The sequence below is a fragment of the Streptomyces sp. CA-142005 genome (genome assembly GCF_050942335.1).
Taxonomy (GTDB): domain Bacteria; phylum Actinomycetota; class Actinomycetes; order Streptomycetales; family Streptomycetaceae; genus Streptomyces.
Window position 1 is genome coordinate 1895884 of sequence record NZ_CP192078.1, and the last position, 23334, is coordinate 1919217.

Here is a 23334-nt window from a genome sequence, read left to right on the forward strand (position 1 = left end):
ACGGCAACCGCCACCACCGGTGGTCTGACCATGACCGCCCCACCACCGGCTGATCCGACCATGGCCTCCACCACCGGTGATGGACCACGGCCACCCCACACCAGACACCAGCCGATCCGACCACGGCCACCCCCACCACCAGCCGACCCATGCGCCGCCACCCGGTGTTCAGTCGGGCAGCAGGCGGCCGATCGTTTCCTCCAGGCGGGGTAGTACCCGCTGGCCCGCGAGGGCCAGGGTGATCGCCGCCAGGACGCCGGTCCAGGCGACCGGGCCGAGCGGGGTGCACCCGACGGCGTGGCTGACGACCGGGATCTGCACCGCCGCGACCAGCGCCGCGGCGGAGCCCAGGCAGGTGATCTGCACCAGGCGGCTCTCGCGCCGGTCCAGCCACGTCTGCGCGAGCTGGGTGCCGACCACCCCGCACAGCGCCATCGTGCTGGAGCGGCGCGCGGTGCCGGGCGTGAAGCGGCCGATCAGCCAGGCCGTCACCGCGCCCAGGCAGGTGGTGAGCGCCCGGTGCCGGATCTGCTGCAGCAGGGGCCCGCCCAGGACGGCGGAGGCGTCCTCCGGCGATCCGCTGCGGGCGCGCACGGTGCCGGGCTCGGCGTCCTCCGGCGCTCTGCCGCGGCCCGGTCCCGGCGCGTCCTCCTTCTCGGTCACCGCCACCGCCATCGACGGGAACAGGTCGGTGAAGAGGTTCACCATGAGCATCTGCCGGGTGGACAGCGGCGCCCGGCCGGACAGCAGCGTGCCGAGGATGCCGAACGAGACCTCGCCCGCGTTGCCGCCGATCAGGATGGCGATGGCGTCGGCCACGCTGTGCCACAGCGCCCGGCCCTCGCCGACGGCGTCGATCAGGACCGTCAGGTCGTCGTCGGTGAGCACGATGTCGGCGGCGTTGCGCGCGGCGGCCGAACCGCGCGCGCTGATCCCGACGCCGATGTCGGCGGCGCGGATGGCCGCGGCGTCGTTGGCGCCGTCGCCGACCATGCCGACGACCCGGCCCGCGTCCCGCAGCGCCTCCACGACCTGGAGCTTCTGCTCGGGCGCCACCCGGGCCACCACGCCCGCGTCCCGCAGCATCCGGGCCCTGGCCGCCCGGTCCGCCGCCGCCAGTTCGTCGCCGGTGACCACCACGGTGTCCTCGGGCCAGCCCAGCTCGGCCGCGATGGCCCGCGCGGTCTGCGGATGGTCCCCGGTGAGCATGACCGGTCGTACGCCCGCCCTCAGCAGCTCCGCCACGAGCGCCGTGGAGGTCTCGCGCGGTACGTCGGACAGGGCCAGCAGCCCGATGAACTCCAGCTCGCCCAGCGGCTGTTCGACGACGTCGTCCTCCTGCTCGTCCGCGCCGAGCCGCCGTTCGGCCACCGCCAGCACCCGCAGGCCGTCCCGCGCCAGCGCCTGGGCCGCCTCGGAGGCGTGCTCCGGTAGCCCGGAGCAGGCGGGCAGCACGGTCTCCGGGGCGCCCTTGACCGCCAACACCAGCGGGCCGTCCCCGCTGCGGCCGACGGCGGCCGCGTATCCGCGTGCCGCCTCGAAGGGCAGGTCCGCGAGCTGTGTCCACTCCGGGTCGGGACCGGCGGCCGCCAGCACGGCCTCGTCGGTGGCGTGCACCGGCCGCTCGGAATCGCCGTCGACGCGCGGACAGGCGCGGACGGCGGCCTGGACGACGTCCGCCGACCCGGCGTCGTTCACCGGGCGCACCGTGCCCTCGGCGTCAGAGGTGCGCACCAGGCGCAGCCGGTTCTCGGTGAGCGTGCCGGTCTTGTCGAAGCAGAACGTGTCCATACGCCCCAGCGCCTCCAGGGTGCGCGGGGTACGGACCAGGACACCGTCGCGGCTCAGCCGCCGGGCGGCCGCGAGCTGCGCGACCGTGGCCACCAGCGGCAGGCCCTCCGGTACGGCCGCCACGGCCACCGCCACCCCACCGCTGACCGCCTCCCGGATGGCGGTGCCGCGCACCAGCGCCAGGCCCGTGACCGCGGCGCCGCCCGCCAGGGTCAACGGCAGTGCCTTGCGGGTGAGTTCCTGCAGCCGGGCCTGTACGCCGCCGGCCGGGGGTGTACGCGCGGCCAGGTGGACGGCGCGGGCGGCCTCCGTCTGGTCACCGATGTCGACCACCATGGCCCGGGCCTGGCCCGCCACCACGGTCGTACCCTCGAAGACCATGCAGCGCCGGTCGGCGACCGGGGCGTGCGGGGTGCGGTCCGTCTGTTTCTCCACCGGCAGGGACTCGCCGGTCAGGGCCGACTCGTCCACCTCCAGTCCGTCCTGCCACAGCAGACGGGCGTCGGCGGGCACCACGTCGTCCCCCTTGAGCTGGATCACATCGCCCGGACGCAGCTTGCCCGCCTCCACGGTGCGCGTGCCGCCGGCCGGCGCCTCGGTGTCCGGCGGGACGAGGCGCGCCTTCTGCCTCTGCTCCGCGAGCAGTCCGGACAGCGCCCGTTCGGCGCGCAGCCGCTGGATGCCGCCGACCAGGGCGTTCAGGTCCAGGGCGCCGACGACGAGCAGGGCGTCCACGACCGAGCCGAGGAGCGCCGACGCCGCCGAGCCGACGGCGAGGACCGGGGTGAGCGGGTCGTGGAGTTCGCGCCGTACGGCCCGGCCGAGCCGGTAGGACCAGCGCACGGGCGCGACCACCGGGTGCTCGAGGAGACCGGCGGCGGCCTTGCGCGCGCGGGCGGTCAGCGGCTCGAACGCGCCGCCCTCGGCGGCCGGTTCGTGCTCCAGCCGCTCCCTGGCCTCCTCGGGGTCCAGCTCGTGCCAGTGCACGCGCGCGTGCGGATGCGGGGGCCGGGCCGCTGCCACGCCGAGCGCGGCCCGGCCCCCGGAGAGCAGTGCGGACACGGCGGCGGCGTCGACGGGGGCGTGCCGCAGCCCCGGCAGCGCGGCGAGGCGTCCGCGGCCGCCGCCCGACTCGCCGATGGCCACGAGCAGCCCGGAGAGCGCGGCGCCGGAACGGGCCAGGATCTGGGCATGCCCGCCGACCGTGCGGGCGGCCGGGATCGCGGTCAGCACCCGCCACACGTCGGACAGCCCGTGCAGCGCGAGGAGGTCCGCGCCCCAGACCACGGCGCCGTCGTGGTCGGTGAGGGCGAGGGCGATGTCGGCGCAGCGCAGCCCGGCCAGCACGTCGTGGTCGTCGGCCGTGCGCACCCGGGCGACGACGAGCACCGCGCCGGCGTCGCCGCGCGCCTGGTACACGACGTCGTCCAGCGGCCGGCGTGCGTCGACGACCTGGTCGGCGAGTCCGGTGAAGTCCTCCAGGGCGGGGTCGTCCACGAGCACCACGCGCAGGCGGGCCCGGCGGGCCGCGTCCAGGACCGGTTCGGCCCACGGGTCGGCCTCGCCCTCGTCGGTGCACAGTGCGCTGGAGTGCAGGACGACCGTGCCGACCATCTCCAGCCGCCGCAGCCGGTCCGGGTCGCGGACCAGGACGCCCGTGCGGGCGAGGGCGGCGCTCAGCAGCGCGTGGAAGGCGGCGGGGCCGTAGCGGGCGGCCTTCGGCGAGCCGGCGAGGACCGCCTCCGCCGCCTCGGCGCCGTCGTGCTTGACCAGCAGGGTGGCCGCGGCGCCCAGCACGCTGCCCGCGGAGGCGTGCTCGGCGTACTCCTGGGCCGGGGACTCCCGCAGCGGCGGGCGGGGGGCGCCGTCCGCCGGGAGACTGACCCGCCCGGGCGCGCACAGCTGGTCGTGCACCGCGTCGAAGGCGGCGGCACGCGCCACCGTCTCGGCCACCTGGCAGGCCCGCAGGGCGCCGTCGAGGACGAGGGAGGTGGGGGTCTGTCCGGCTCCGTGGACGGTGGCGTTCGCGCAGGCCAGCAGGAGATCCATGCGGGTGTTCCCGAGCCGGGCGCGCAGCCAGGCTCGAAAGCGGGGGTTCTCCCGCAGCAGCGTCACCACCGCGGTCGCCAGGCGCGGCGAGGGCGGCAGCCGGAGCATGTACGCCGTGACCGCGACGCCGATGCCCACCGTGTCGGCGGTGAGTGCGGCCACGGCCGCGCGCACCCCGGTCGGGTCGGCCGGATGCGTGGTCTCGTCCACGTCCGCGGCGGCCAGGAGCAGTCCGTGCCCCTCGGCCAGTTCGGCGGCGTGGTCCACGATCCGGTCGGTGGCCTCTTCCTCGGTCGCGGTCACCACCAGCCGCGCGAGTCCCTCGTCCCAGTAGGCGACCAGCACGTCGGGCCGTTCGGCCAGCCTCTCGGCCACCCGGCACGCCAGTTGCGCCGTGCCGCCCGCGCGCCGCACGTGCTCGTGCTCCACCGGCCGCAGGGCGAGGTGGGCACGGGCGCCGGCCCGCCAGTGGCCGCCGGTGCCGGGCAGCGCGTTGCGCGCGACCCGCGCCACCCGTACGGCGGCGTCCGCGCTGCGCACACCGGCGCGGGCCGTTCCCGCGGCGGCACCGGCGGCCGCCCCGACCGCCGGCGCCAGCAGTCGCGGTGCCGAGGGCAGCAGCCGTACGGCCGCCGAGGGCACCGCCAGGAGTCGGAGCGCCATGGCCCTCCTCAGAGCGTGGTGCGGTCGGGCCGCGTGGTGGGACCGAGCGGCCCGGTGGACGGCTTGCCCGCCGCGTCCTCGGCGCTGCGGGTACTGCGGGCGCTGCCGGATGTCCGGGTGCTTCCGGGTGTCCCCGTGCCGCCGGCCGTCCGGCTGCTTCCGGGTGTCCGGGTGGCGCCGGCTGTCCGGCTCTCTCCGGAAGCCTCGGCGGCCCCGGCGGCCTCGACCCCGGCCTCGGCGGCGCCGGCGTCCCAGGCCCCGCCGGAAGTACCGGCGTCCGTGGCGGCCTTCGCCGCACCCGCGTGGTGGGTGTCCCGGGACCTGCCGCCGTGGCCGGACCCGAAGGTCGCGCTGCCGAGGTCATGGGCGGGCTCGGGACTCTCCGCGGTCCCGTTCCCGCCGCTCACCGGATGTTTGGGCCGGGGCTGGGTCAGCCAGGCCACGGCCGCGCCGGTGAGGGCCACGGGCCACTCGACCACACCCGCGGCGCCGAGCACGCCGGCCCCTGCGTACACCGCGATGCGGCGTCCGCGGGGCGAGACCGCGCCGACCTTGTCCAGGGTTTCCTCCGCCGCCCTGCCCACCATCCCGGCGCCGGGCACCCTGCGCAGTGCCGAGGCCGCGCCGCGCAGCGGCGCCGTGAGGGCCGACGACGACTTCCGCTCAGCCATGACTCTCCTCCGGTGAGATCCCCTTGCGTGCCCACCGAGTGCCCGCTTCCGCGCTGGTCATCCCGTTCCCCCTCTGCCGGGGTGCCCACTTCCCAGGGAACGCCCCGCACCGCTCCCGCGCCACCGCACCCCGCGAGCGCCCCGCCCGGGACGCCTCAGCGGCGTCCTGGAAGAGATCAGTGAGGCGGCCCCGCTGCGGGAGCGGACGGCGCGGTGAGCCCGATGGCCTGGAACCGCTCGCGCAGGATCAGTTCGAGGACCGAGGCGGTCATGCGGCCCGCTCCCTTCGCCCGACCGACGCGGCCAACTCCCGCTGGTACCCGGCGTAGGCCGCGCGGAGGGCCTCCCCGGGCCAGTCGGCGGGAAGGAGTCCGGGCGGCAGGACGGGGTCGGTGAGCAGGTGGCGTACGGCCGCGGCGTAGGCGGTGAGGCGGTCCGCCGGGGTCCGTGCGGCCGCCGCGTGGTCCATCAGTGTCCGCGCGGTGGCCGCCCAGGCGTCCAGCGGCCAGAGCCGGGCGACCAGGTCGTGCGCGGGCTCGTCGGGTCGCGCGGTGTAGGTCTGGGCGACGGAGCCCAGCATGTCCGGCAGGGCGCGGTCGAGGTTGGCCGGGCGCAGCCATACGCCCTCGCGCAGTTCCGCCAGGCGCAGCGCGGCCAAACTGGCGCGCAGATCGGCGCGTTCGGCGGGGCCGCGGCCGGTCGCCGTGATGACCACCATCTCCCAGTCGCCGTCCCACGCGCGCGTGCCGGGCATCAGCGCCTCGTCCTGGCGCCGTTGGCGCGCCAGCAGCCGGTCGCTGAGCCGGTAGACGGCGTCGGTGCGGCGCAGGTCCCCCGCGGTCACCATCCGGCTCAGCGCGGCCCGCAGCGTGGAGCCGCCGACGCCGAAGGGCTCCACCAGCCGGACCAGGTCCCGCACCGGCAGTTCGGCCGGGTGCGCGCCGAGGAGCAGGCTCAGCACGACCGACCTCGCGGACAGCGGCCGCAGCCCCGACTCCGCCGGCTCGGGCGAGACGTTCATGCGCATGGGCACGTACTGTACGTCCACCTCCTTGTTGCAGTATTGCTACGGTCGCAGGGAGAGTGCAACATGCTCCTATGGTCTCGATTCCCGCGCAGTCGCCCGCACAGCCGCAGTCCCAGCCGCAGTACGCCACGCACGAGGTCACCAACCAGGCCCCGCCCTTGGCCCCGTACGACGCCTCCGACGACGCCGCTCTGCTGGAGGGGCTGCGCCGGGAGGATGCCGGGTGGGCGGAGGACGACATCCGGCGCCTGGGGGCGCGGGCCGGCAGCGCCGAGGCGCAGGAGTGGGGTGAGCTGGCGAACCGGCACGAGCCGGTCCTGCGCACCCACGACCGCTACGGCCACCGGGTGGACGAGGTGGAGTTCCATCCCAGCTGGCACCACCTGATGCGCACCGCGGTCGCCGAGGGCCTGGCCGGCGCACCCTGGGCGGACGAGCGGCCCGGCGCCCATGTGGTCCGTACCGCGGGCGGGCTGGTGTGGGGGCACACGGAGGCCGGCCACGGCTGCCCGACGTCGATGACGTACGCCGCCGTGCCCGCGCTGCGCGCACAGCCGGATCTGGCCAAGGTCTACGAACCGCTGCTCACCAGCCGCGAGTACGACCCGCAGCTGCGCGTGCCGACCGAGAAGCCGGGCCTGCTGGCGGGCATGGGCATGACGGAGAAGCAGGGCGGCTCGGACGTCCGGACGAACACCACGGTGGCCACGCCCACCGGGGAGCCCGGCGTGTACACGCTGCGCGGGCACAAGTGGTTCACCTCGGCGCCGATGTGCGACGTGTTCCTGGTGCTGGCGCAGGCCCCGGGCGGGCTGTCGTGCTTCCTGGTGCCGCGCGTGCTGCCGGACGGCAGCCGCAACACCTTCCGCATCCAGCGGCTGAAGGACAAGCTGGGCAACCGCTCCAACGCGTCCTCGGAGCCGGAGTTCGACCGGACGGTGGCCTGGCTGGTCGGGCCGGAGGGGCGCGGGGTGAAGACCATCATCGAGATGGTCAACTGCACCCGGCTGGACTGTGTGATGTCCTCGGCGACCCTGATGCGCAAGACGCTGGTCGAGGCGGGGCACCATGCCGGGCACCGCAGCGCGTTCGGCGCCCGGCTGATCGAGCAGCCGCTGATGCGCAACGTCCTGGCCGACCTGGCGCTGGAGTCGGAGGCGGCGACGACGCTCACGCTGCGGCTGGCCGGCGCGGCCGACCGAGCGGTGCGCGGGGACGCCGGGGAGCGGGACTTCCGGCGGATCGCCACCGCCGTCGGCAAGTACTGGGTCACCAAGCGGGGCCCGGCGTTCACGGCAGAGGCGCTGGAGTGCCTGGGCGGCAACGGCTACGTCGAGGACTCCGGCATGCCGCGGCACTACCGGGAGGCTCCGCTGCTGTCGATCTGGGAGGGCTCGGGCAACGTCAACGCGCTCGACGTGCTGCGCGCCCTGGGCCGCGAACCGGACACCGTCGAGGCACTGTTCGCCGAACTCGCCCTGGCGCGCGGGGCGGATGCCCGCCTGGACACGACGGTGGCCGCGCTGAAGGACCAGTTGGCCGAAACGGACCAGGTGGGCGCCCGCCGTCTGGTCGAGCGGATGGCGCTCGCCCTCCAGGCGTCCCTGCTGGTACGGCACGCCCCGCACCCGGTGGCGGACGCCTTCTGCGCGAGCCGGCTGGGCGGCGACTGGGGGCACGCGTTCGGCACGCTGCCCTCCGGGACCGACCTCGACACGATCCTGGAGCGGGCCCTGCCCGGCCTGAACTGACCGTTCCCACCGGGTTCCGGTGCCCTTCTCGGCGGGCGGGCCCGGGCGGTTCGCGGCCTGGCCGGTGACGGCCGACGGATCGCACACAGTCAGCGCGCAACTCCGGACCGTTGTCAGTGCCGTGGTGCACACTCGCGATCAGGTGGCACTCGTCTCGGGAGGACAACGTGTTCACGGGGATCGACGAGGTCGACTGGGCCTCGCTGCGGCACGCGCACGGCAGCGCGGAGGACATGCCCGGCTGGTTACGGGCGCTGGCGTCAGCGGACACCGCCGAGCGGGCGACCGCGCTCGACGGGATGTACGGCGCGCTGCACCAACAGGGGTGTGTGTACGACTCGACGCTGGCCTGCGTCCCGTTCCTGCTCTCGCTCGTGGCCCGCGAGGAGGTGCCGGACCGGGGCGGCATCGTGGAACTGCTGGTCGGCATCGGCGCGGAGAGCGCGGACGGGGACCCGCGCGCCCGCGAGGCCGTGTGCGCGGGCGCCGAGGTGTTCGTCCGGCTCGCCGGGGACCCGGACCCCGCGGTGCGCCGGGCGACCGCCTCGGCCCTCGTGCACTTCCTGCCGGCGCCGGACCGGGTCCTGGAGCTGTTACGGCAGCGGCTGCGGGCCGAGCGGGACGACCGGGTCCTGTTCGCCCTTCCGGAGGCGCTCGCCCTGTTCGTCCGCCGGTACCCCGCGCACGCCGACGCCGCGGTGGACCTCCTGGCCGAGCAGAGCGCGCCGCCGTACGCGCCGGGGCTGCGGCTCGCCGCACTCGGTCAGCTGGCGCTGGTCGCGCCCGCCCGGCTGCCCGCCGACCTGGTGCCGACGGCGGTCCGGTTGCTGCGGCAGCGCTCCGCGCACCGCGCCCGGAGCACCGAGCCCTGCGCCGCCGACTCCCTCGTCGGGCGCATACGGCGGCTGCGTCCGTCCGACGGGGAGGGCTCCCGGCTGCTGCGCACCCTGCACATCGCGCTGGGCGACCGCGTGGCCGACCGGATCGCGCTCCTCGGCGGGCAGTTGACCGGTCCGAACCCGGTGGACCGGTGCCATGGCGTCTGGATGGCGGCGGCGCTGCTGCGCGGCTGGCGCGCCGACCACGGCGGCACGGTCCGGCTGCTCGGCGCCCAACTGGGCGCGGAACAGGACTGGTTGCGGGATGCGGCGGTCGCCGTGCTGGCGGAGCTGTTCGAGCTGGCCGCGCCCGCCGCGGACGACCTGCACGCCCTCGTGTATGCCAGGCCCGACCTGTGGACGTACCGCGGGGAGCGCGGCTCCTGCACGCTGGGCGGCCCGCTCAAGGCACTGGCCAGGAGCGGCGATCCGCGCGCGGTCCCGGCCCTGGCCCACCTGCTGGCCGGCCCTGCCGCACCGGTGGACCTGGGGTTCGCACTGACCCACCTGGGCGCCGCCGCGGTCCCGCTCGCTCCCGCGGTGCGGCACCGGCTCGGCCTGATGCCGCCGGCCTCCCCCACCACCGCCCCGCTCGCCGCCCCGCTGCTGGCGGCGGTCGGCGCCCTCGGGGACGAGGAGGCCGTTCCGCAGGTGCTGCGGCTGCTGTCGGGCGCTCGCGGCGGACCGGGGGCGCGGGAGGACAGGGTCACGGGCCGGGTCATCGAAACGCTGGAGGCGCTGGGCGCCACCGCGCGGGCGGTACCGGCCCTCCGCGCGCTTCTGGGCACCCCACATGCCGCCGCCGCGGCCGGTGCGCTCTGGTCGGCGCAGCAGGACGCCTCCGTCGTACTCCCGGTGCTGCTGCGGGAGTTGACCCAGGGTGATCCGGCCGGGCGGCGCCTGGCCGCCGTTCAGCTCGGCCGTCTGGGTCCGGCCGGGCGCACCGCGCTGCCCGCGCTGCGCCGCATGGCCCGGTCGCATCTCGCGCGGGAGCGGGTGCCGGCCGCGTGCGCGCTGTGGCGCATCGACGCCGATCCGGAGCCGGTTCTGCCGGTGTTCCGGGAGGCCTGGGCGCAGGACCCGCGCACCCGCCGTCCGATCGCCCGGTGCCTGACCGCGATGGGCCCGGCAGCCGCACCGTTACGGCACCTGGCGGCCGAGGAACTGGCCGCCCCGCGCCGCCACCTGGCCCATGTGCCCGGAAGCCGCGGGCGGGGCATACCGGAGGACGAGGGTCTGCTCGAGGACTGCCGGGAGGTGCTGGCGACGGTGTAGGGGTGTCACCGCAGGCGCTCGCCCGAGCCGATGAATTCGGGACGGGGAGCCGAGGCCGCGGGCCACGGGTCAGACCATCCGTCCCCACTGCGGTCCGAGCCGTGCCCACTCCGTGTCCCAGGCGCGCATGCGGCGGCGTTCCAGACGGCTGCGCAGGGCGAGGCCGCCGACGAAGGGGACGGCCGCCGCGCTCACGCCCACCAGGCAGCCGAGCAGGGTGCCCCGGAAGGCGGCCTCGGCGGCGGAGGCGGGGCGGCTGACGAGCCGGCCCTGCGGATCGGTCCAGACCGTGACCGGCGTGCCGGCCTTGCTGCCGGGCTCCACCCGGACCTGACCGGTGTGGGCGGAGCCGTCGGCCACGGTCCAGCCCACCTTGGTCCAGACGCGTTCCGCGGAGGAGGCCTGGCGGTGCGCGGGGGAGGATCCCGGGGCCCGTGTCACCACGTGGGCCACGACGGGTCGCCAGTCCGCCCGTTCCTTCGCGAGTCCCTGCTCCACCGACCCGGCCGCCACGACACCGGCCGAGACCCCCGCCAGGACCGTCAGCAGCCAGGCGCCGAGCACCACCCAGGCCTCCACCACGTCGGCCCGGCGCTTGAGCGGGTTGCGCCGCCAGCGCCACAGCCACACCTTCGGACCACGGAACGCCTTCAAAGGCATCCTCCTCACGAGCGCACCGACCGGCCGGACCGTCCTCCCATACGCAGGAGACCGCTCTGTTGCTCACGACGAGCCGTCTCCCCGACGGTCGCACGAGACGCCCCTCTTGCGCAGGCGCATGGCGCAACGACTCCGGGGCCGATCTTCGTGTCTGGTCGACGACACCGCCGTGACCTGCGAGAACATGCACATCGGGGGTGACTGTCAGTGGTGGGGTGCAGACTGACCGATAACCGACGACTACCTGTCTCATGACTACCTGGACGAAGACGTCCCGGAGGTGATCGGCATGACCGAGGTACTGCTGGCGGTGGGCACCCGCAAAGGCCTGTTCATCGGGCGGCGCAGGGGCGGCACCTGGGAGTTCGACGACAGTCCGTATTTCAACGCGCAGGCGGTCTACTCGGTCGCGATCGACACCCGGGAGAGCCGACCGCGGCTGCTCGCGGGCGGCGACAGCGCGCACTGGGGCCCGTCGGTCTTCCACTCCGACGACCTCGGCCGCACCTGGACCGAACCGCCGCAGCCGGCCGTCAAGTTCCCCAAGGACACCGGCGCTTCCCTGGAGCGCGTCTGGCAGCTGCACCCGGCCGCCGCCGAGCCCGGCGTGGTGTACGCGGGCACGGAACCGGCGGCGCTGTACCGCTCGGAGGACCGCGGCGAGAGCTTCGAGCTGGTCCGGCCGCTGTGGGAGCACCCGACGCGCTCGCGGTGGGTGCCGGGCGGCGGCGGTGAGGGCCTGCACACGGTGGTCACTGACGCCCGCGACCCCAAGGCGGTGACCGTCGCCGTCTCCACGGCCGGGGTGTTCCGCTCCACCGACGGCGGCGCGAGCTGGGCACCGTCCAACTCCGGTGTGTCCGCGGTGTTCCTGCCGGATCCGAACCCGGAGTTCGGCCAGTGCGTGCACAAGATCGCCAAGGACGCGGGCGACCCGGACCGGCTGTATCTGCAGAACCACTGGGGGGTGTACAGAAGCGACGACGCGGGCGCGCACTGGACGGACATCGGCGCGGATCTGCCGTCGACGTTCGGCTTCGCGGTGGCCACCCATCCGCGCCGATCCGACACGGCGTACGTCTTCCCGATCAACGCCGACGCGGACCGGGTGCCCGCCGAGCACCGCTGCCGGGTCTTCCGCACCGAAAACGCGGGCCGGACCTGGGAGCCGCTGTCCAAGGGCCTGCCGGAGCAGGATCACTACGGCACGGTGCTGCGGGACGCGCTGTGCACCGACGACGCCGACCCGGCGGGTGTCTACTTCGGCAACCGCAACGGCGAGGTGTTCGCCTCGGCCGACGACGGCGACAGCTGGCAGCAGCTGGCGGCGCATCTGCCGGACGTGCTGTGCGTGCGGGCGGCGGTGATCGGCTGAGACAGGCGGGCGGGCGGCAGGGGGCGTGCGTCACCGCCGGCTTCGGCCATCGGTTGATCACCGGGCCGTGTACGGCAGTAGGGTGACGCCCGTGGCACCACGACCCTTGCATGAAATCGTCGAACCGGGCTGGGCGAAGGCCCTGGAACCCGTCGCCGGACGGATCGCCGAGATGGGCGACTTCCTGCGCGCGGAGATCGCCGCGGGACGCACCTACCTCCCGGCCGGACCCAACGTCCTGCGGGCCTTCCAACAGCCCTTCGACGACGTACGGGTCCTGATCGTCGGTCAGGACCCGTATCCGACCCCGGGGCACGCGGTGGGCCTGTCGTTCTCGGTCGCACCCGAGGTACGCCCGCTGCCGCCGAGCCTGATCAACATCTTCCGCGAGCTGAACACCGACCTGGGCCTGCCCCAGCCGTCCAGCGGCGACCTCACGCCGTGGACCCAGCAGGGCGTTCTGCTGCTCAACAGGGCGCTGACCACGGCTCCGCGCAATCCGGGAGCCCACCGCGGCAAGGGCTGGGAGGAGGTCACCGAGCAGGCGATCCGGGCCCTGGCGGCGCGCGGCAAGCCGCTGGTGTCCATCCTGTGGGGCCGGGACGCCCGGAATCTGCGTCCGCTGCTGGGCAGTCTGCCGGCGGTGGAGTCCGCGCATCCGTCGCCGATGTCGGCCGACCGCGGGTTCTTCGGCTCGCGTCCGTTCAGCCGGGCCAACGACCTGCTGCTCCAGCAGGGCGGACAGCCGGTGGACTGGCGACTGCCGTGACCGTCCCCGGTTACCTGGCGGTGGACTCCGGGGGCTCCGGTCTCCGGATCGCCGTCGGTGTGCCGGGCCGGGCGCCCACCGCGCGGCGGGAGTCGCGGGAGCCGGTGCGCACGGGCACCCGGGGCATCGATCCCACCCACCTGATGGGCCAACTCGTGCCGCTGGCCCGTGCGTCCGCCGCCGAGGCCGCCGTGGACGAGCTGGACACGGCCGTTGTCGGCGCCGCCGGGTTCGCCACCCTAGGTGACGCCCTGCGCGCCGAACTGCCGGGCGCCCTCGCCCGCGAGCTGGGCGTACGGCGGGTGGCGCTCGCCACCGACGCCGTCACCGCCTACGTCGGCGCCCTGGGGCCGCGTCCGGGCGCGGTGCTCGCCGCGGGCACCGGGCTGATCGCGGTCGGCACCGATCTGAAGACCTGGCGCCGGGCGGACGGCTGGGGCCATCTGCTCGGGGACTGCGGCAGCGGCGCGTGGATCGGGCGGGCCGGCCTGGAGGCGGCGCTGCGCGCCCACGACGGCCGGGACGGCGGTTCCGCACCGCTGCTGGCCTGCGCGGAGGAACAGTTCGGGCCGGTGCGCGGGCTGCCGGGGCAGCTGTACCCGCGCTCCGACCGGCCCGCCGTACTGGCCTCCTTCGCGCCCCGGGTGGCCGCGTGCGCCCCGCACGACCCGGTCGCCGCGGACATCCTGCGCGCGGCGGCCCGGCACATGGCCGAGTCGGTCGAGGCCGTGTGCCCCGCGGACGGCACGCCTCAAATGGCGCTCACCGGCGGCCTGTTCCGGCTGGGCGAGCCCCTGCTCGCACCCCTGCGGGAAGAGTTGGCGAGCAGACTGCCGTACGCCCGGCAGGTGCCGGCCGAGGGCGATCCCCTGCACGGCTCGGTACGGATCGCGAGCGACCTGGCGGCCGGCCGGCTCACTCTGCCGGGTGAACCGACCACGCTCTACGTGGTCCCCGCGGAAGGCGATTGAGGTCTCCGAGCGAGGTCCGCGCAAAAGCGGATTGTTCCCTCTTGTCACCGCTTTGTCGGCGCATGTTCCTGGCACGTGCCCGCAACACGTGTCCCCGGCGCGTAACTCATCAGACAAAACCGGACGGATACCGCTCACCTGCACCCTCCCCGAACGGAGTAACCCGGGAAGCCAGTAACATGCGGCGCCATGAGCACCCCCACTGGGCCCGAGTCCGGCCTGCCAGTACGAATGCCGCGACCCCGCCAGCCCGGACGGCACCGCCGACCGGAACCGCTGGTGGCTCCCGAGGGTGCGCCCGCGCTCGCCCTCGCGGTGCCCGGTGCGCCCAGTGCCGCCACGCGCGCCCTCGCCGAGGAGGTCGTGAGCATCGCCCGCTCCGAGCTGCCCGGCCTGGACGCCCGGATCGGATACCTGGACGGGGACGACGACGAGTTCCCCACGCTCCGCGCCGTGCTCGTGCGCGCGGCCGAGGAGCGCACGGCCCGTTACGAGCAGGCCGTCGCCGCCGGGGTCGAGGGCGTCAAGGAGCCCGACGGCCCGGTCGCCGTCGTCGTCCCGCTGCTGGCCGGTCCGGACAGCTCCCTGCTGCGGCAGATCCGCCAGTCCGTGATGGACAGCCGGGTCGCCGCCGAGCTCACCGACGTGCTCGGCCCGCACCCGCTGCTCGCCGAGGCGCTGCACGTGCGGCTGTCCGAGGCGGGGCTGGCCCGTGCCGACCGCGCGCGCCTGTTCACCGTGGCCACCGCCGCCGACGGCATCATCCTGGCGTCGGTGGGCGGCGAGGAGGCCGTACAGGCGGCCGGGATCACCGGCATGCTGCTCGCCGCGCGCCTCGCCGTGCCGGTGATGGCGGCGGCCCTGGACCAGGAGGGCTCGATCTCCTCCGTCGCCGAGCAGCTGCGGTCCTCGGGCTCGCAGCAGCTGGCCCTGGCGCCGTACCTGATCGGCCCGGAGATCGACCCCGCGCTGCTGGCGGCGGCCGCCGAGGAGGCGGGCTGCGCCACGGCCGAGGCGCTCGGCGCGTACCCGGCGATCGGCAAGCTGGCCCTCGCCAAGTACACGACGGCGCTGGGCATCGCCCCGCAGCAGCCGCAGGGCATGCCGGTCCGCTGACCCACGCCGGCGCCGCAGGGCACCCGTACGACACAGGGCCCGCTCCCCACCCCGGGAGCGGGCCCTTCCCCTTGCGTGGACGCCCCGTCCCCCGCGGGGCTCAGCCGAAGACGACGCAGGAGGCCGCGGGGACCGGCACGGAGCCCTCGTAGCGGAGCAGCCCCGTCGCCTCGTCCACCGCGAACCACGTCACGTCGCCGGAACGCTCGTTGGCCGCGTAGAGGAAGCCGCCGTGCTCGGCGAGGGCGCGCGGCCAGTGCCCGCCGCACGGCACCGTGCCGATCAGCCGGAGAGACTCGCCTTCGACGGCGAGGATCGACAGCACGTCCTCGCCGCGGGTCGCGGTCCACACGAAACGGCCGTCGGGCGAGACCACGATCCCGGACGGATAGGCGTCGCCGGCCGGGACGCCGGTCAGCACGGGGACCTCGGTCAGCGGCCTGAGCGAGCCCGCCGCGGCGTCCCAGCGGCACACGGTGACGGTGGGGGTGAGTTCGTTGACGACGTAGGCGTGCGCGCCGTCCGGGTGGAAGGCCAGATGGCGGGGGCCGGAACCCGGGCGCAGGGCGAACTCGCCGTGCAGGGCGGGCACGCCGTCCTCAAGGGTGCAGATCCGTACCGAGTCCGTGCCGAGGTCGACGCTGACCGCCCACCGGCCGCTCGGGTCGGGCTGCACCTGGTGGGCGTGCGGACCGCGCTGGCGCCGGTCGTGCGGGCCGGAGCCGGTGTGCTGGAGCCGTCCGGAGGGCTTGGCGGCGAGAGAGCCGTCCGGGTGCACCGGTACGGCGGTGACGCTGCCGCAGCCGTAGTTGGCGGTCAGTACATGCCCGGAGTACAGGCCGAGGTGGGTCGGTCCGCTGCCGTCGACCCGCACGGGCGGCCCGGCGGGCTCCGGACGGCCGCCGTTCACGCGGTAGGCGGCGACGGCGCCCTCGGCCGTCTCGCTGACGGTGTACAGCATGGCTCCGTCCGGCGAAAGGAGCAGGTAGGACGGGTCGGGTAAGTCGTTGACCGCGGTACCGAGGAGGAGGCGGCCGCCCTCCGGCGCGACCTCGGCGGTGACGAGACCAGGGCCGCCCGCCGCCGTGAACGAGCCGATGAAGGCCCGGCGCCTGCCCGACCTGCCGTCCTGTGCCACCGCTGTCCCCTCTCGGTCGACCCCGTCCGGGCCCGACGGTAGCAGCCGATCAGGGGCGGTCTAGACCAAGAGGCGGGGGTTGTCGGCGGTTCTTTTCCTCACGGGGCCGTGTCCTTGCCGTTGCGCACCCCAGCGGTGCCCGGCTCAGGGAAGAGCCCTCCGGGCTCAGTCCGCATAGCCGGCCGCACCCCGGCCGTGACCGACTCAGGCCCCCACCAACCGCGATCCCGTCGGAGCCCGCAGGGGCTCGGCGAGGTCGGCGAGGGCGCGTTCCAGGCCGTGCAGGTGGGCCAGGGCGGGCTCGGCGGGCGGCTCGGCGGGGCCGCGGACGTGCTCCAGCCGGCCCGCGGTGAGCGCCTCGACGGCCGCCTCGACGCGCCAGCAGGCGGCGGCCAGACGGGCGTCGTGCGAGGCCTCGGGGTCGGCGGCGACCGCCACCAGGCCACGGACCTCGCGGGCGCAGTCGTCGAGGAGCGCGACGACCCGGCGGGCGCGCCGTTTGCGGGCCGGCATCGGGTTCAGCGGGTGCACCAGCGGGGCCACGGCCAGCCGGACCCGGCCGAGCAGCTGCTCCAGTTCGGCGACGCGGGGCGCCGGGTCGGCCGTGGCGGAGCCCGCGAGCCGGGCCGCCGCCTCCGCCGTGCAGGCGTGGACGCAGCGCAGGGCACGCTGGATCCAGGCGTCCGTGATGGCGTGGGTGGTGACCGGCAGGACGAACAGCACGGCGAGCGCGGCGCCGAGCGCGCCCACACCGGTCTCGGCGAGACGCAGCGCGAGCAGGCCGGGGTTCAGGACGCCGAGGAGGCCGTAGAGCAGTTCGGCGAGCAGCGTCACCCAGAGCATCATCCAGGTGTACGAGACGGCGGCCGTGTAGAAGATGCCGAAGACGGCGACGGCGACCAGGACCGCCGTCGGGACCGGCGCGCCGCCCACGGGGACGGCGACGAGGAAGCCCAGGCAGATGCCGATCACGGTGCCGAGGACCCGGCGGAAGCCGCGTACCAGCGTCTCGCCGCGCGAGGCGGTGTTGACGAAGATCCACCAGGTGGCGCCGACGGCCCAGTACCAGCGCTGTCCGGACACCAGTTGCCCGACGACGAGCGCGAAGCCCGCGCCTGCGGTCGCCTGGACGGCCTGCCGCGTGGTCACCCGGGCGAGGCCGCGGCCGGCGGGCGGGGAGGGCACGACGGCCGGGGGCAGCCGGCGCTCGTAGCACCACACGCCGAACCGCACCGCGGCCGCGCTGAGCACGGACAGCAGGACGGCGGCGTACAGCTCGGGCAGCTGGGCCGGGGTGGCGTGCAGGAACTGGGCCACGAAGAAGGTCATGAAGGCGAACACACCGAGGCTGTGCCCGCGCGGCCCCCAGCGGCGCGCGTACACGCCGGCGCCGACGACGGCCAGGAAGACGAGGTCGCGCGCGACGGGTACGGCGTGCAGTTCGGCCGCGGCGGCGAGCACCGGCACGCCCACGGCGGGCAGCAGCGCGGTGGTGACGGCCTGCCCGCGCACGGTCGCGTCGGCGACGGTGAACAGGGCGAGCAGCGCGGCGAGGCCACCGGTGACCGCGCCGACCAGGGAGTGCCCGGCGAGAAAGCAGACGACGACCGCGAGGCCGATGCCGAGGACGGCCCGCGCGGCGAAGCGCAACCGCGCCCGCCCCGGGTCCGGAGCCACGAACATCCTCTTCAGCACTGCTGCCCTCCCCAGGGGAACCGGACGGAACACGGCACAGAAAAGGCGCCGCGGGGGTCCGCAGCGCCATCGACGACTCCATGAGAGCATCACCGAGGTCACTGGCTCAAGTGAGACTCGAATCACTGGGCCATTGGACCAGCATGGCGCAGCTGGTCCAGCCGGGCGGAGTGCCAACGGCCCAGGTCGGACGGCATGGGCGAAGGGCGGCCCGCTGAGCCATTGGTACAGTCGTCCATCATGGCCGTGGACGAACTCGACACCCGCATCCTGCGACTGCTCCTGGAACAGCCGCGCACCAGCGTGCGCGAGTACGCCCGTATCCTCGGTGTCGCCCGCGGCACGCTCCAGGCCCGGCTGGACCGACTGGAGCGGGATGGTGTGATCACCGGCACCGGGCCCTCCCTGTCCCCCGCCGCCCTGGGCCATCCGGTGCTGGCGTTCGTGCACATCGAGGTCACCCAGGGCCACCTGGACGACGTCGGGGACGCGCTGGCCGCCGTACCGGAGATCGTGGAGGCGTTCTCGATCACGGGCGGCGGCGATCTGCTCGCCCGGGTGGTGGGCCGGGACAACGCCCATCTGGAGGACGTCATCCAGAAGCTGATCAGCCTGCCGGGCGTGGTGCGCACGCGGACCGAGGTGGCGCTGCGCGAGCGCGTCCCGCACCGGCTGCTGCCCCTGGTGGAGTCGATCGGGCGGGCGGCACGCACCTGACGCCGGGCATGCTGGAGCGCATGAGCGATCTCGGCGCCCTCTCGGTCATCTTCGATCTCGACGGAACGCTGGTGGACAGCGAGCCGAACTACTACGAGGCGAGCCGGCAGACCCTGGCCGGGCACGGCGTCCCGGACTACACCTGGGCGGACAACGAGGCCTACGTCGGCATCGGCAACCACGACGCGACACGGCTCTGGAAGGAGCGCTACGGCCTCAGCGCGCCGGCCGAGGACCTGCTCGCCGAGCTGAACCGGCGCTACCTGGAGATCGCCCGTACCCGTACGCCGGTGTACCCGGAGATGCGCAAGTTCGTGGAGCTCCTGGCCGCCGACGGCGTACCGATGGCCGTCGCGTCGGGGTCCTCCCCGGAGGCGATCGAGGCGATCCTCACGGGCACGGGCCTGGGCGCCTACCTGCGCACGGTGGTGTCCGCCGAGGAGGTGCCGCGCGGCAAGCCCGCCCCCGACGTGTTGCTGGAGGCGGCCCGGCGGCTCGGCGCGGACCCCGGTGACTGCGTGGTCCTGGAGGACGCGGCACCGGGCGCGGCCGCCGCCCACGCGGCCGGCATGCGCTGCATCGCCGTCCCGTACGTGGCCGCCCAGGCCGGCATGCCCGAATTCGCCACGGCGGCCCTTCTGCTGCGCGGCGGGCAGACGGAGTTCACGGCCCAGTCGGCGTACGCATGGCTGCGGACCACGGCCCGGTCCCACTGAGCGGCACCGGCACCCGTCGGTCCGTCCTTCTTTGAGCGTTCCCGCCGTGCGCGGGAGCCGGTGGCTGCCTAGCGTGATCCCATGACCACAGACCGGGGCGTACCGGCCCCGCACGACCGACGGTGGAAGGCGCTCGCCGTCTGTCTGACCGCCGCCTTCATGACCTTGCTGGACACCTCGATCGTGAACGTGGCACTGCCCTCGGTGGAACGCGGACTGGGCGCCAGCACGGCCGAGCTGTCGTGGGTGATGTCCGGCTACGCCCTCACCCTCGGTCTGGCCCTGGTCCCGGCAGGGCGGCTCGGTGACATGCGCGGGCGACGCCAGACCTTCCTGACCGGGCTCGCGCTGTTCACGCTCGCCTCGGCGGCCTGCGGGCTGTCCACCGGTGCCGCCTGGCTGGTGCTGTTCCGGCTGGTCCAGGGTGCGTCGGCGGGCCTGATCGCGCCGCAGACCTCCGCGCTGATCCAGCAGATGTTCCAGGGCGCGGAGCGGGCCCGTGCGTTCGGCATGATGGGCAGCACCATCGGCATTTCCACGGCGGTCGGCCCGCTCGCGGGCGGCGTGCTGATCCAGGCGGCCGGCGGACCCGACGGCTGGCGCTGGGTGTTCTACGTCAACCTGCCCATCGGCGTGGCCGTCTTCTGTGCTGCGCTGCGGCTGCTGCCCCACTCCCCCGGCGCACCGGGCAAGCGCGAGTGCTTCGACGTGCCGGGCGTCCTTCTCCTCGGCTCCGGTGTGCTCGCCCTGATGCTGCCCCTGGTGCAGGAACAGCAGTGGCAGGGACGGCTGAAGTGGACTCTGCTCCCGGTGGGCGCCGGGCTGCTGGCCGCGTTCTGGGCGTGGGAGCGGCGTCAGGCGCGGCGGGACCGGGCACCCCTGGTCGACCTGCGGCTCTTCTCGCTGCGCTCGTTCACGCTGGGCGCGCTGCTGAGTCTGGTGTACTTCGCCGGCTTCACGACGTTGTTCTTCGTCTACACGCTGTTCCTGCAGAACGGCATGGGCTACGGCGCGCTGGCGGCGGGCCTGTCGTCCATGCCGTTCGCGGCGGGGTCGGCGGCCGGTGCCGCCGCGGGAGGCCGCCTGGTGGTGCGCTTCGGACGCAAGCTGGTCATCGCCGGGCTGTGCACGGTGACGGCGGGAATGCTCGGGGTCGTCGCGGCCGTGCACTGGGTACCGGGGCGGGGCGTGGCCTGGGCCGCCGCGCTCCCGCTGCTCGTCGCCGGCTTCGGCTCCGGCCTGACCATCTCGCCCAACACCACGCTCACCCTGTCCCTCGTGCCCGTCCGGCGGGGCGGGGCAGCGGGCGGCGTACTCCAGACCGCGCAGCGCATCGGCGCGGCGGCCGGTGTGGCCGTGGTGGGCTCGGTGTACTTCGCCCACCTGGCCAACCACGCCAACCCCGCCACCGCGCTCCAGTACGGCCTGCTCACCTCGGTCGCCATCATCCTGCTGGCCCTCTGCCTCGCTTACGCCGACCTGCGGGAACGCCGGGTCCATGCCCAGCCGGAGCAGAGGAGGGAAGCGGCGCGGCAGGAGGCGTAGCGGCGGCCGGGACCCGGCCCTCACGACCTCCGGCGTGGCTTGCCCCGCTTGGGGGCCGGCTTGCCCCCCGCCGTGCGAGCGCGCGGGGTGCGGCCCGTCGGCTTCGGCGCGGGCTCCTGTCGGGTGCCGGCCGGCTCGGGCCGCACGGCACAGGCGGTGTGGCCAGGTTGCAGCGCAGCGCCGGACGTGAGGCATGAGGCAGATCTCCGGCGCGTTCGCGGCCGCCGCCCGGGACCCGGCCCTTAGACGTCATCTCATTTGGCCGCCTGGGTAGGCTGTCGGTCGTGGTGGGGATCGTTGAGCGGCTGGTGCCGGACGAGTTGTGGGAGCTGTTCCAGCGGGTGGTGCCGGAGGCGCCGGTGCGGCCTCAGGGTGGTGGCCGGCGTCGGCATGGTGACAGGGAGGTGCTGGCCGCGATCGTGTTCGTGGCCACGTCGGGTTGCACGTGGCAGCAGTTGCCGTCGGCGTCGTTCGGGCCGTCGGGCGCGACAGCCCATCGACGCTTCGCCGAGTGGACGAAGGCCAGGGTGTGGGCCAAGCTCCATCGCCTGGTCCTGGACGAACTCGGCTCCCGCGGCGAGCTCGACTGGTCCCGCTGTGCGATCGACTCGGTGAACATGCGGGCCCTGAAAAGGGGGACCTGACAGGCCCGAATCCTGTAGACCGGGGCAAGTACGGCTCGAAGATCCACTTGATCACCGAGCGGACCGGTCTGCCCTTGTCCGTCGGGATCTCGGGAGCGAACCTGCACGACAGCCAGGCCCTGATTCCTCTGGTGAAAGGCATACCGCCGATCCGCTCCCGCCGCGGCCGACGACGGCGCAAGCCGGGCAAGCTCCACGCCGACAAGGGATACGACTATGACCACCTGCGGCGATGGTTACGGCAGCGCGGGATCACTCACCGCATCGCCCGTAAGGGGATCGAGTCCTCGCAGCGTCTGGGCCGCCACCGGTGGACCATCGAACGCACCATGTCCTGGCTCGCCGGCTCCCGCCGCCTACACCGCCGCTACGAGCGCAAAGCCGAGCACTTCCTGGCCTTCGCCAGCATCGCCTGCACCCTCATCTGCTATCGCAGACTGACCAAATGAGATGACGTCTTACGACCTCCGGCGTGGCTTGCCCCGCTTGGGGGCCGGCTTGCCCCCCGCCGTGCGAGCGCGCGGGGTGCGGCCCGTCGGCTTCGGCGCGGGCTTCTGTCGGGTGCCGGCCGGCTCGGAGCGCTTGCGTTGCTGCTCGGCCGGAGGCTTCGTACGGCCCCGGGTGCTGTTGACGGTACGGCCGCGGACGATGCCGATGAAGTCCTCCACCAGGTCGGTGGTGGCCTCCTCCGGCCAGGACAGGGCGACGCTCGACTGGGGGGCGTCGGTGACCGGGCGGTAGGTGAGGTCCTTGCGGTGGTGGAGGCGGGCCAGGGACTGCGGGACGATCAGAAGGCCGATGTTCGCGGCCACCAGCTCGATCGCGTCCTCCGTCGTCGCGGGGCGCTCGAAGGCGGGTTCGCCGGGCGGAGCGTCCCAGTCGAAGACGTCGTCCAGGGGGTGGAGGAGCACCTCGTCGGCGAGGTCCGCCAGGGTCACCTCGTCCGCGGCCGTGATCAGGTGGTCCTTGGGGACGACGACCACGGTGGTCTCGGTGTAGAGGGGGATCGCGCTGAAGAACGCACGGTCCACGGGGAGCCGTACGAAGCCCGCGTCGGCCTCGCCCGCGCGCAGCACCTCGGGCGCCTCGGCGGCGGGGACCTGGACGAGGGTGAGCGGGATGTCCGGCAGGCGCTCGTTCCAGATCCTCACCCATTTGGCGGGCGTCACTCCGGGTACGTACGCGAGCCGGAACGACGGTGATTCCTCCGAGCCTGTCACCAGGCCAGGCTACCGGCCCTGGCCCGCGCTCCGTCACCGGCCGTGGTCGGCCCACCGTCACCGGGCGTGGTCGGCGGCCCGGCAGGCGGCCGATACCCTTGACCTCATGAGTTCGCAGCAGAGCACCCAGACGATGAAGCCCGCGACCGCGGCGAAGAAGCTGGGTGTGTACCTCCCCGCCACCCCCGCCTCGTTCCAGGAGGGCGTCGTCACGCGCGCCGAGCTGAACGAGCTGCAGGCGAACCCGCCGGAGTGGCTGAGCGAACTGCGGCGCACCGGTCCCCACCCGCGTCCGGTGGTCGCGGCGAAGCTCGGCGTGTCCATCGCCGGCCTCGCGCGCGGCGGCGTCACCGAGCCGCTGACCACCGAGCAGATCGAGGCGCTCAAGCAGGAGCGGCCCGAGTGGCTGGAGAAGGAGCGCGCCACCCAGGCCGAGGTCCGCAAGGAGGCCGCGCGGATCAAGCAGTTGAAGAAGGAGAAGCAGGAGCGCGGCGCCGGGCGCTGAGCCTTCTCCGCCTCTCCGGAGCGGCTTTTCCGGAGTCGCTTTCACGGCACCGTTTGACGGCACCGTGCTTCCAGAACCGTTTCTCCACAACGCCCTCCGACTCCCGGAGGGCGTTGTCAGTGGCCTGCCCTACAGTTCCCGACACTTGATCAACACGG

At 74.6% G+C, this 23334-nt stretch carries 18 protein-coding genes; 11 read left to right on the plus strand and 7 right to left on the minus strand.

What is annotated here, in order from left to right; all coding sequences use genetic code 11:
* Nucleotides 1-168 precede the first annotated feature (168 nt).
* The 3 genes from ACQPXS_RS09200 to ACQPXS_RS09210 all read right to left on the minus strand — a co-directional run bounded on the left by ACQPXS_RS09200 (nt 169) and on the right by ACQPXS_RS09210 (nt 6201).
* Nucleotides 169-4503: an HAD-IC family P-type ATPase gene (locus ACQPXS_RS09200; protein ID WP_433448687.1), complete on the minus strand. Its 4335-nt coding sequence runs from the start codon at nt 4501-4503 to the stop codon at nt 169-171.
* Nucleotides 4504-4511: 8 nt separating this feature from the next.
* Complete coding sequence (locus ACQPXS_RS09205) at nt 4512-5174, minus strand: hypothetical protein (protein ID WP_433448689.1); 663 nt, start codon at nt 5172-5174, stop codon at nt 4512-4514.
* Nucleotides 5175-5442: 268 nt separating this feature from the next.
* A complete protein-coding gene (locus tag ACQPXS_RS09210) occupies nt 5443-6201 on the minus strand; it encodes a PaaX family transcriptional regulator C-terminal domain-containing protein (RefSeq protein ID WP_433448691.1) in 759 nt (252 codons plus the stop codon).
* A 71-nt stretch (nt 6202-6272) separates the two neighbouring features.
* On the opposite strand from ACQPXS_RS09210, the gene ACQPXS_RS09215 reads away from it, so the two are divergent.
* Nucleotides 6273-7952: a DNA alkylation response protein gene (locus ACQPXS_RS09215; protein WP_433448693.1), complete on the plus strand. Its 1680-nt coding sequence runs from the start codon at nt 6273-6275 to the stop codon at nt 7950-7952.
* Nucleotides 7953-8119: 167 nt separating this feature from the next.
* Entirely contained in the window at nt 8120-10105 is a 1986-nt protein-coding gene (locus ACQPXS_RS09220; RefSeq protein ID WP_433448695.1) for a HEAT repeat domain-containing protein, read from the plus strand.
* A gap of 69 nt (nt 10106-10174) precedes the next feature.
* Here the strand turns inward: ACQPXS_RS09220 and ACQPXS_RS09225 are convergent, their stop codons facing one another.
* Nucleotides 10175-10765 carry an Rv1733c family protein gene (locus tag ACQPXS_RS09225; RefSeq protein ID WP_433448697.1) on the minus strand — a complete coding sequence of 197 codons (591 nt, stop codon included), beginning with the start codon at nt 10763-10765 and terminating at the stop codon, nt 10175-10177.
* Between the two features lie 289 nt (nt 10766-11054).
* On the opposite strand from ACQPXS_RS09225, the gene ACQPXS_RS09230 reads away from it, so the two are divergent.
* The 4 genes from ACQPXS_RS09230 (at nt 11055) to ACQPXS_RS09245 (ending at nt 14996) form a co-directional block, all read left to right on the plus strand.
* Nucleotides 11055-12140, plus strand: a complete 1086-nt coding sequence (locus ACQPXS_RS09230; protein ID WP_433448699.1) for a WD40/YVTN/BNR-like repeat-containing protein — start codon at nt 11055-11057, stop codon at nt 12138-12140.
* Between the two features lie 91 nt (nt 12141-12231).
* Entirely contained in the window at nt 12232-12909 is a 678-nt protein-coding gene (locus ACQPXS_RS09235) for a uracil-DNA glycosylase (RefSeq protein ID WP_351804601.1), read from the plus strand.
* The gene (locus ACQPXS_RS09240; RefSeq protein WP_433448702.1) at nt 12906-13880 is read left to right on the plus strand and encodes an N-acetylglucosamine kinase; all 975 of its coding nucleotides are present in this window, start codon (nt 12906-12908) and stop codon (nt 13878-13880) included. Before ACQPXS_RS09235 ends, ACQPXS_RS09240 begins: the two co-directional genes overlap by 4 nt.
* A gap of 189 nt (nt 13881-14069) precedes the next feature.
* On the plus strand, nt 14070-14996 hold the full coding sequence (locus tag ACQPXS_RS09245; protein ID WP_433448704.1) for a sirohydrochlorin chelatase: 927 nt from the start codon (nt 14070-14072) through the stop codon (nt 14994-14996).
* A 100-nt stretch (nt 14997-15096) separates the two neighbouring features.
* Here the strand turns inward: ACQPXS_RS09245 and ACQPXS_RS09250 are convergent, their stop codons facing one another.
* Both ACQPXS_RS09250 and ACQPXS_RS09255 read right to left on the minus strand, forming a co-directional pair.
* The gene (locus ACQPXS_RS09250; RefSeq protein WP_433448706.1) at nt 15097-16134 is read right to left on the minus strand and encodes a lactonase family protein; all 1038 of its coding nucleotides are present in this window, start codon (nt 16132-16134) and stop codon (nt 15097-15099) included.
* A 204-nt stretch (nt 16135-16338) separates the two neighbouring features.
* On the minus strand, nt 16339-17829 hold the full coding sequence (locus tag ACQPXS_RS09255) for an FUSC family protein (protein WP_433448708.1): 1491 nt from the start codon (nt 17827-17829) through the stop codon (nt 16339-16341).
* 240 nt (nt 17830-18069) lie between these two features.
* On the opposite strand from ACQPXS_RS09255, the gene ACQPXS_RS09260 reads away from it, so the two are divergent.
* The 4 genes from ACQPXS_RS09260 to ACQPXS_RS09275 all read left to right on the plus strand — a co-directional run bounded on the left by ACQPXS_RS09260 (nt 18070) and on the right by ACQPXS_RS09275 (nt 21900).
* Nucleotides 18070-18546 carry an Lrp/AsnC family transcriptional regulator gene (locus ACQPXS_RS09260; protein WP_351620170.1) on the plus strand — a complete coding sequence of 159 codons (477 nt, stop codon included), beginning with the start codon at nt 18070-18072 and terminating at the stop codon, nt 18544-18546.
* A 20-nt stretch (nt 18547-18566) separates the two neighbouring features.
* Nucleotides 18567-19262, plus strand: a complete 696-nt coding sequence (locus tag ACQPXS_RS09265; RefSeq protein WP_433448710.1) for an HAD family hydrolase — start codon at nt 18567-18569, stop codon at nt 19260-19262.
* An 81-nt stretch (nt 19263-19343) separates the two neighbouring features.
* Complete coding sequence (locus ACQPXS_RS09270) at nt 19344-20807, plus strand: MFS transporter (protein ID WP_433448712.1); 1464 nt, start codon at nt 19344-19346, stop codon at nt 20805-20807.
* 293 nt (nt 20808-21100) lie between these two features.
* A protein-coding gene (locus ACQPXS_RS09275; protein WP_433455772.1) for an IS5 family transposase occupies nt 21101-21900 on the plus strand; the annotation gives its coding sequence in 2 pieces (ribosomal slippage) (nt 21101-21436 and nt 21439-21900; 798 coding nt in all).
* A 9-nt stretch (nt 21901-21909) separates the two neighbouring features.
* Here the strand turns inward: ACQPXS_RS09275 and ACQPXS_RS09280 are convergent.
* A complete protein-coding gene (locus tag ACQPXS_RS09280) occupies nt 21910-22671 on the minus strand; it encodes a LysR family substrate-binding domain-containing protein (RefSeq protein WP_433448714.1) in 762 nt (253 codons plus the stop codon).
* 106 nt (nt 22672-22777) lie between these two features.
* On the opposite strand from ACQPXS_RS09280, the gene ACQPXS_RS09285 reads away from it, so the two are divergent.
* Nucleotides 22778-23176, plus strand: a complete 399-nt coding sequence (locus tag ACQPXS_RS09285) for a DUF5997 family protein (RefSeq protein WP_433448716.1) — start codon at nt 22778-22780, stop codon at nt 23174-23176.
* The last annotated feature ends 158 nt before the right edge of the window (nt 23177-23334 follow it).